Consider the following 6,644-nt stretch of genomic DNA (forward strand, 5'->3'; position numbering starts at 1 on the left):
TCTTAACGATTACGAGAACAAGCAATGAAGACAGAAGGACTACTCGCACAGCGCATCGTAAAGGTCAAAAGCTCGGCAATCCGCGAATTGCTCAAGCACAGCAAAATGGAAAACGTCATTTCGCTGGCGGGTGGCATTCCCTCTGATGCGCTGTTTGACTTCGAAGGATTGAGCATTGCTACCCAGCAGGCTATTACCGAACAACCGAAAAGCGCTTTCCAATATGGGCTGACCGAAGGCAGCGAACTGCTGCGTGAAGGCATCTGTACCCTATGCGCACAGCGTGGCGTTAATGCCAAGCCGGAAGATATCGTGGTGACCGCAGGCTCCCAGCAGGCGTTAGATCTGGTGATGCGTGCGGTGATTAACCCTGGTGATGTGTTTGTGGTAGAGCGCCCGACCTATCTGGCGGCGCTGCAAACGCTGGAACTGGCGGAAGCCAACGTCATGTCCGTCTCTTCCGACAGCGACGGCATGGTAGTGGATGAACTGGCTGAACTGCTGAAAACCCAGAAGATCAAAGGGGTGTACGTGGTGCCGAACTTCGGCAACCCGAGCGGCCTGACCCTGAGCGCCGCACGCCGTGAGCAGTTAGTGAAACTGGCGGTAGAGCATAACTTCCTGATTATCGAGGATGACCCCTACGGCGAGCTGCGCTTCACCGAAGAGCGTAATGCTACGCTGTATCAGGTTTCGCAGCAGGTGCTGGGCCATACCGAAAACATTATCTATACTTCCACCTTCTCCAAGATCCTGGCTCCGGGCCTGCGCCTGGGTTGGGCCATCCTGCCGCCATTCCTGCTGCATAAAGTGGCGATCATCAAGCAGGCGGCGGATCTGCATGCCAGCGCGCTGTCGCAGAGCATCGTCGAATGTTACCTGGGGCTGGATCGTTTACCGGCGCAGATCGAAAAGATCCGCGCGGCCTACAAGCACAAAGGCGAGATCCTGGCCGGGTTGGTGGAAAAAGAGCTGGGTGATGTGATCAGCTTTGATATGCCGAAAGGCGGCATGTTCCTGTGGGCGCGCTTCCGTCAGCAATTCGATGCCACCGAGTGGCTGAAAACCACCCTGAAGCAGGGTGTGGTGTTTGTGCCGGGAGAATACTTCTTCTCTGACAAACCGGATCGCTCTACCTTCCGTCTGTCGTTTGCCACGGCAACCGAACAACAGATGCAAGAGGCTGTCGCCCGCCTGCGTCGCTCGCTGTAATCTCTCTGCGGCGGTGGGGTGAATTCCCTACCGCCGACATCAAACCGCCATCTGCACTTCACCTCGCTGTCATCTAGCTGTCACGCCAAAGTTATTTTACTGTCATCCGCGCATGGCATGTTTAGCATCCGAACAAAAACTGTTTCTTTTCGCTCACGCGTTTTGATCACACCAGCTTTTTCAGGAGTTAGGCATGTTTGCTCACGCGATTAAAAAAACCACGTTGTGCGTTACCTTGGCCCTGGCGGTCAGCGGCCATGCAATAGCTGCCACCGAGATCCCATTCTGGCATTCGATGGAAGGGGAACTGGGTACCGAAGTCGACTCTCTGGCAGACCGTTTCAACCAAACTCACAGCGATGTGAAGATCGTCCCGGTTTATAAAGGCAACTACGAACAGAGCCTGGCGGCGGGCATTGCCGCTTACCGTTCCGGCAAGGCACCGGCGATCCTGCAAGTGTACGAAGTGGGCACCGCCACCATGATGGCGAGCAAGGCGATCAAACCGGTGTATCAGGTGTTCCAGGAGTCGGGCGTCAAGTTCGATGAATCGGTGTTTGTGCCGACCGTGGCCGGTTACTACACCGATAACAAGAGCGGCCATCTGCTGTCCCAGCCTTTCAACAGCTCCACCCCGGTGCTGTATTACAACAAAGACGCCTTCAAGAAAGCGGGCTTGAACCCGGATCAGCCACCGAAAACCTGGCAGGAACTGGCGGCCGATGCCGCCAAACTGCGCGCGGCTGGCATGAAGTGCGGCTACACCAGCGGTTGGCTGGGTTGGATCCAACTGGAGAACTTCAGCGCCTGGCATGGCGTGCCGTTCGCCAGTGAAAACAACGGTTTTGGTGGCACCAATGCCAAGCTGGAGTTCAACCAGCCGCTGCAGGTTAAACATATTCAGTTCCTGCAAGACATGAACAAGAAGGGTGACTTCACCTACTTCGGCCGCAAGGACGAACCTACCGAGAAGTTCTACAACGGCGACTGCGCCATGGCGACTGCTTCTTCCGGCTCGTTAGCCAGTATCCGCAAATACGCCAAGTTTGATTTCGGCGTGGGCATGATGCCTTACGATGCTGACGCCAAAAATGCACCGCAGAACGCCATTATCGGCGGGGCCAGCCTGTGGGTGATGAACGGCAAAGACGCGGCGACCTACAAAGGCGTGGCGGAGTTCCTGCAATATCTGGCCCAGCCTGAGATTGCCGCCGAATGGCATCAAAAGACCGGCTACTTGCCGATCACCACTGCCGCCTATGAAATGACCAAGCAGCAGGGCTTCTACGACAAAAACCCAGGGGCCGATGTGGCCACCCGCCAGATGCTGAACAAACCACCGTTGGCGTTCACCAAAGGGCTGCGTCTGGGCAATATGCCGCAGATCCGTACCGTGGTGGATGAAGAGCTGGAAAGCGTGTGGACCGATAAGAAAACCCCACAGCAGGCGCTGGATGCCGCCGTACAGCGCGGTGACGTGTTGCTGCGCCGCTTTGAGGCCTCGACCAAGTAAGCGTCAGATTGGGCGTTCTTTTGCCAAACGACATCGATCCACTCCCTCTCCCTTTGGGAGAGGGCTGGGGTGAGGGGCTGCTACCGATCCTCATCCCCATTTAACGGTTAACTCTATGTCATCATCCCGTCCCGGCTTCGGCTATAGCTGGCTGCCCTATGTGTTGGTGCTGCCACAACTGCTGATCACCGTCGTTTTCTTCCTGTGGCCTGCCGGTCAGGCGCTGTGGTACTCGGTACAAAGCGTCGATCCGTTTGGCCTTTCCAGCCAGTTTGTCGGGTTGGACAACTTCACACAGCTGTTCCAGGACCCGTATTACCTGGACTCTTTCTACACCACGCTGTTGTTCAGCTTCCTGGTGGCCGGTGTTGGCCTGCTGGTCTCGCTGTTCTTTGCCGCGCTGGTGGACTATGTGCTGCGCGGCAGCCGTTTCTATCAGACGTTGATGATCCTGCCCTATGCGGTTGCCCCTGCGGTAGCGGCGGTGCTGTGGATCTTCCTGTTCAGCCCCGGCATGGGCCTGATCACCCATGTGCTCGCCGGTTTCGGCTACGACTGGAACCATGCGCAAAACAGCGGCCAGGCGATGTTCCTGGTGGTGTTGGCATCGGTTTGGCAGCAGATCAGCTATAACTTCCTGTTTTTCCTGGCCGCGTTGCAATCTATCCCGCGCTCCCTAGTGGAAGCTGCGGCGATCGACGGGGCAGGCCCGGTGCGGCGTTTCTTCAACCTGGTGCTGCCGCTGATCACGCCGGTGAGCTTCTTCCTGCTGGTGGTCAACCTGGTGTATGCCTTCTTCGACACTTTCCCGGTGATCGACGCCGCTACCGGCGGTGGGCCGGTGCAATCGACCACCACGCTGGTGTACAAAATCTATCGGGAAGGCTTTGCCGGTCTGGATCTGTCCAGCTCGGCGGCGCAGTCGGTGGTACTGATGCTGCTGGTGATTGGCCTGACGGTGATCCAGTTCCGCTTTGTCGAACGTAAGGTGCGTTACCAATGATTGAGAACCGACGCGGGCTGGATATCTTCAGCCATACGATGCTGATTGTTGGCGTGCTGGTGGTGCTGTTTCCGCTATATGTGGCCTTTGTGGCCGCCACTCTGGACGATCAACAGGTGTTTCAAGTGCCTATGACGCTGGTACCCGGAGGCCACCTTTGGGACAACATCCGCCATATTTGGCAGGGCGGTGTGGGTACCCTCAAGGTGCCGTTCTCGATGCTGCTGCTCAACAGTGTGATCATGGCGCTGGCGATCACCTGCGGCAAGATCGTGGTCTCGGTGCTTTCCGCCTATGCCATCGTCTATTTCCGTTTTCCGCTGCGTAGCCTGTTCTTCTGGCTGATTTTCATGACGCTGATGCTGCCGGTCGAGGTGCGAATCTTCCCGACGGTGGAAGTGATCTCCAACCTCAACCTGCTGGATAGCTACACCGGCCTCACGCTGCCCCTGATGGCATCGGCCACGGCCACCTTCCTGCTGCGTCAGTTCTTTATGACCCTGCCGGATGAGTTGCTAGAGGCTGCACGCATCGACGGAGCCGGGCCGATGCGCTTCTTTTGGGACATTGTGTTGCCGCTGTCGAAAACCAATCTGGCGGCGCTGTTTGTCATCACCTTCATCTACGGCTGGAACCAGTACCTGTGGCCGATCCTGGTCACCAGTGACGCCTCAATGAGCACGGCGGTAGCGGGGATCCGCAGCATGATCTCTACCTCCGGCGCGCCAACCCAGTGGAATCAGGTGATGGCGGCAATGATTTTGACTTTGATCCCACCGTTGGCGGTGGTTCTTCTGATGCAGCGCTGGTTTGTGCGCGGTCTGGTTGATAGCGAGAAGTAACGAATATGGCAGGTTTAAAACTACAGGCGGTCACCAAGTCTTACGACGGCAAAACGCCGGTGATCAAGCAGATCGATCTCGACGTGGCTGACGGCGAATTTATTGTGATGGTTGGCCCCTCCGGCTGTGGCAAATCGACGCTGCTGCGGATGGTGGCCGGGCTGGAGCGCACCACCAGCGGTGATATCTATATCGATAGCCAGCGCGTGACCGATCTGGAACCGAAAGATCGCGGCATCGCCATGGTGTTCCAGAACTACGCGCTGTATCCCCATATGAGCGTGTACGACAACATGGCCTATGGCCTGAAAATTCGTGGCTTTGGCAAACAGCACATCCGCCAGCGAGTGGAGGAGGCAGCGCGGATTCTGGAGTTGGAACCGCTGCTGCAACGCAAACCGCGTGAGCTTTCCGGTGGCCAGCGCCAGCGGGTGGCGATGGGGCGCGCGATTGTGCGCGAACCGGCGGTATTTCTGTTTGATGAGCCGCTCTCCAACCTGGACGCCAAATTGCGTGTCCAGATGCGCCTGGAATTGCAGCAGCTGCATCGCCGCCTGAAAACCACCAGCCTGTATGTTACCCACGATCAGGTTGAAGCGATGACGCTGGCGCAGCGGGTGATCGTGATGAATAAAGGCGTGGCGGAGCAAATCGGCACGCCGAGCGAGGTTTATCAACGCCCGGCGACGCTGTTTGTTGCCAGCTTTATCGGTTCCCCGGCGATGAACCTGCTACCCGGCACGCTGAGTGCGGACGGCAAGCAACTGCAATTGGCCGGTGGCATGGCGCTGGATCTGCCAGAACCTCGGCCACAGTGGGGTGGACAGGAGTTGACGTTGGGTATCCGACCGGAGCATATTCAACTGAGTACGCGCGAGCAGGGCGGTATTCCGCTAGAACTGCAAACGCTGGAACTGCTCGGTGCCGATAACCTGGCGCATGGCCAATGGGGGAGTTCAGGCGTGATCGTCCGCCTGAGCCATGAAACCCTGCCGCCTGCGGGCAGCACCCTGTATTTACAGCTGCCTGCGTCGGCGCTGCACTTTTTTGCTACCCACAGCGGAACACGGATGGATTGATGACTACAGCCTGGCCTTATCCCCATATTGTCGCCCATCGCGGCGGCGGTTCTCTGGCACCGGAAAATACCCTGGCGGCGATTGATGTCGGCGCGCGTCATGGCCACAAGATGATTGAGTTTGACGCCAAACTGGCGCAGGACGGGCAGATCTTCCTGCTGCATGATGACACGCTCGAACGCACTAGCAACGGTTGGGGTGTGGCGGGTGAACTGCCATGGGAAAAGTTGGTAGAACTGGATGCCGGTGACTGGTATAGCTCAGCCTTTAAAGGGGAGCGTTTGCCGCTGCTGTCGGATGTGGCGGAGCGCTGTAAGCAGCATGGCATGATGGCCAATATTGAAATCAAGCCAACCACCGGCAGCGACGAAGAAACCGGCCGGGTGGTAGCGTTTGCCGCCAGCATGCTGTGGCAGGGGCAAACCGATCCGCTGCTTTCTTCGTTCTCGGTGGAAGCCCTGGCGGCGGCACAGCAGACCGCCCCAGAACTGCCACGCGGCCTGTTGCTGGACAAGTGGGATGACAATTGGCGTGAGCTGACCGAGCGTCTGGGCTGTGTCTCGCTGCATATTAATCATAAAGAACTGATCGCTGAACGTGTCGCGGCGCTAAAAGACGCTGGGCTGCGTATTCTGGTGTATACCGTCAATAAGCCGGAGCGGGCGCGCTTATTGTTGAATTGGGGCGTTGACTGTATTTGCACCGACCGGATAGATTTGATCGGCCCGGATTTTTAACTGTTTAATTTATAATATAAAGATTACCCCTCACCCCGACCCTCTCCCTAAGGGCGAGGGAGCTAGTCTTTGCGCTGTGTTAGCCAGGTTTCTTACGGGGTATCAGAGAGTTAGATCGGATTATCAGCGAGCTCGATCGGTCCCCTCTCCCTGTGGGCTGAGTGATCCCCAGTAATATGGTCAGCATCCCATGACCATATTACTGTACTCATTCCCTAACTTTTTCAGCATGTTAACTATATTCATCCGTCTCACTAT

6 protein-coding genes are annotated in these 6,644 nt (G+C 57.0%); all 6 read left to right on the plus strand.

Annotation, left to right across the window (positions count from 1 at the left end):
• The first annotated feature begins 24 nt into the window (after positions 1 to 24).
• The 6 genes from ACMV5I_RS25540 (at position 25) to ugpQ (ending at position 6,386) form a co-directional block, all read left to right on the plus strand.
• Positions 25 to 1,212 (plus strand): PLP-dependent aminotransferase family protein, encoded by a 1,188-nt coding sequence (locus tag ACMV5I_RS25540; RefSeq protein ID WP_024484630.1) that lies wholly within the window; start codon positions 25 to 27, stop codon positions 1,210 to 1,212.
• Between the two features lie 193 nt (positions 1,213 to 1,405).
• Positions 1,406 to 2,725 carry a sn-glycerol-3-phosphate ABC transporter substrate-binding protein UgpB gene (gene ugpB / locus ACMV5I_RS25545; protein WP_174333903.1) on the plus strand — a complete coding sequence of 440 codons (1,320 nt, stop codon included), beginning with the start codon at positions 1,406 to 1,408 and terminating at the stop codon, positions 2,723 to 2,725.
• A 115-nt stretch (positions 2,726 to 2,840) separates the two neighbouring features.
• A complete protein-coding gene (ugpA, locus tag ACMV5I_RS25550; protein ID WP_414825544.1) occupies positions 2,841 to 3,728 on the plus strand; it encodes a sn-glycerol-3-phosphate ABC transporter permease UgpA in 888 nt (295 codons plus the stop codon).
• Positions 3,725 to 4,570 carry a sn-glycerol-3-phosphate ABC transporter permease UgpE gene (gene ugpE, locus ACMV5I_RS25555; RefSeq protein WP_024484628.1) on the plus strand — a complete coding sequence of 282 codons (846 nt, stop codon included), beginning with the start codon at positions 3,725 to 3,727 and terminating at the stop codon, positions 4,568 to 4,570. Before ugpA ends, ugpE begins: the two co-directional genes overlap by 4 nt.
• 5 nt (positions 4,571 to 4,575) lie before the next feature.
• Positions 4,576 to 5,649, plus strand: a complete 1,074-nt coding sequence (locus ACMV5I_RS25560) for a sn-glycerol-3-phosphate import ATP-binding protein UgpC (protein WP_024484627.1) — start codon at positions 4,576 to 4,578, stop codon at positions 5,647 to 5,649.
• Entirely contained in the window at positions 5,649 to 6,386 is a 738-nt protein-coding gene (gene ugpQ, locus ACMV5I_RS25565; RefSeq protein WP_414825545.1) for a glycerophosphodiester phosphodiesterase, read from the plus strand. Before ACMV5I_RS25560 ends, ugpQ begins: the two co-directional genes overlap by 1 nt.
• Positions 6,387 to 6,644: the final 258 nt, after the last annotated feature.

Origin of the sequence: Serratia sp. T13T92 (genome assembly GCF_047530105.1) — a bacterium.
GTDB lineage: Bacteria > Pseudomonadota > Gammaproteobacteria > Enterobacterales > Enterobacteriaceae > Chania > Chania fonticola.

Bases quoted from the DNA above. Each gene is read 5' to 3' on its own strand.
- ACMV5I_RS25540 (WP_024484630.1), top strand. From the start codon at position 25: ATGAAGACAGAAGGACTACTCGCACAGCGCATCGTAAAGGTCAAAAGC.
- ugpB (WP_174333903.1), top strand. From the start codon at position 1,406: ATGTTTGCTCACGCGATTAAAAAAACCACGTTGTGCGTTACCTTGGCC.
- ugpA (WP_414825544.1), top strand. From the start codon at position 2,841: ATGTCATCATCCCGTCCCGGCTTCGGCTATAGCTGGCTGCCCTATGTG.
- ugpE (WP_024484628.1), top strand. From the start codon at position 3,725: ATGATTGAGAACCGACGCGGGCTGGATATCTTCAGCCATACGATGCTG.
- ACMV5I_RS25560 (WP_024484627.1), top strand. From the start codon at position 4,576: ATGGCAGGTTTAAAACTACAGGCGGTCACCAAGTCTTACGACGGCAAA.
- ugpQ (WP_414825545.1), top strand. From the start codon at position 5,649: ATGACTACAGCCTGGCCTTATCCCCATATTGTCGCCCATCGCGGCGGC.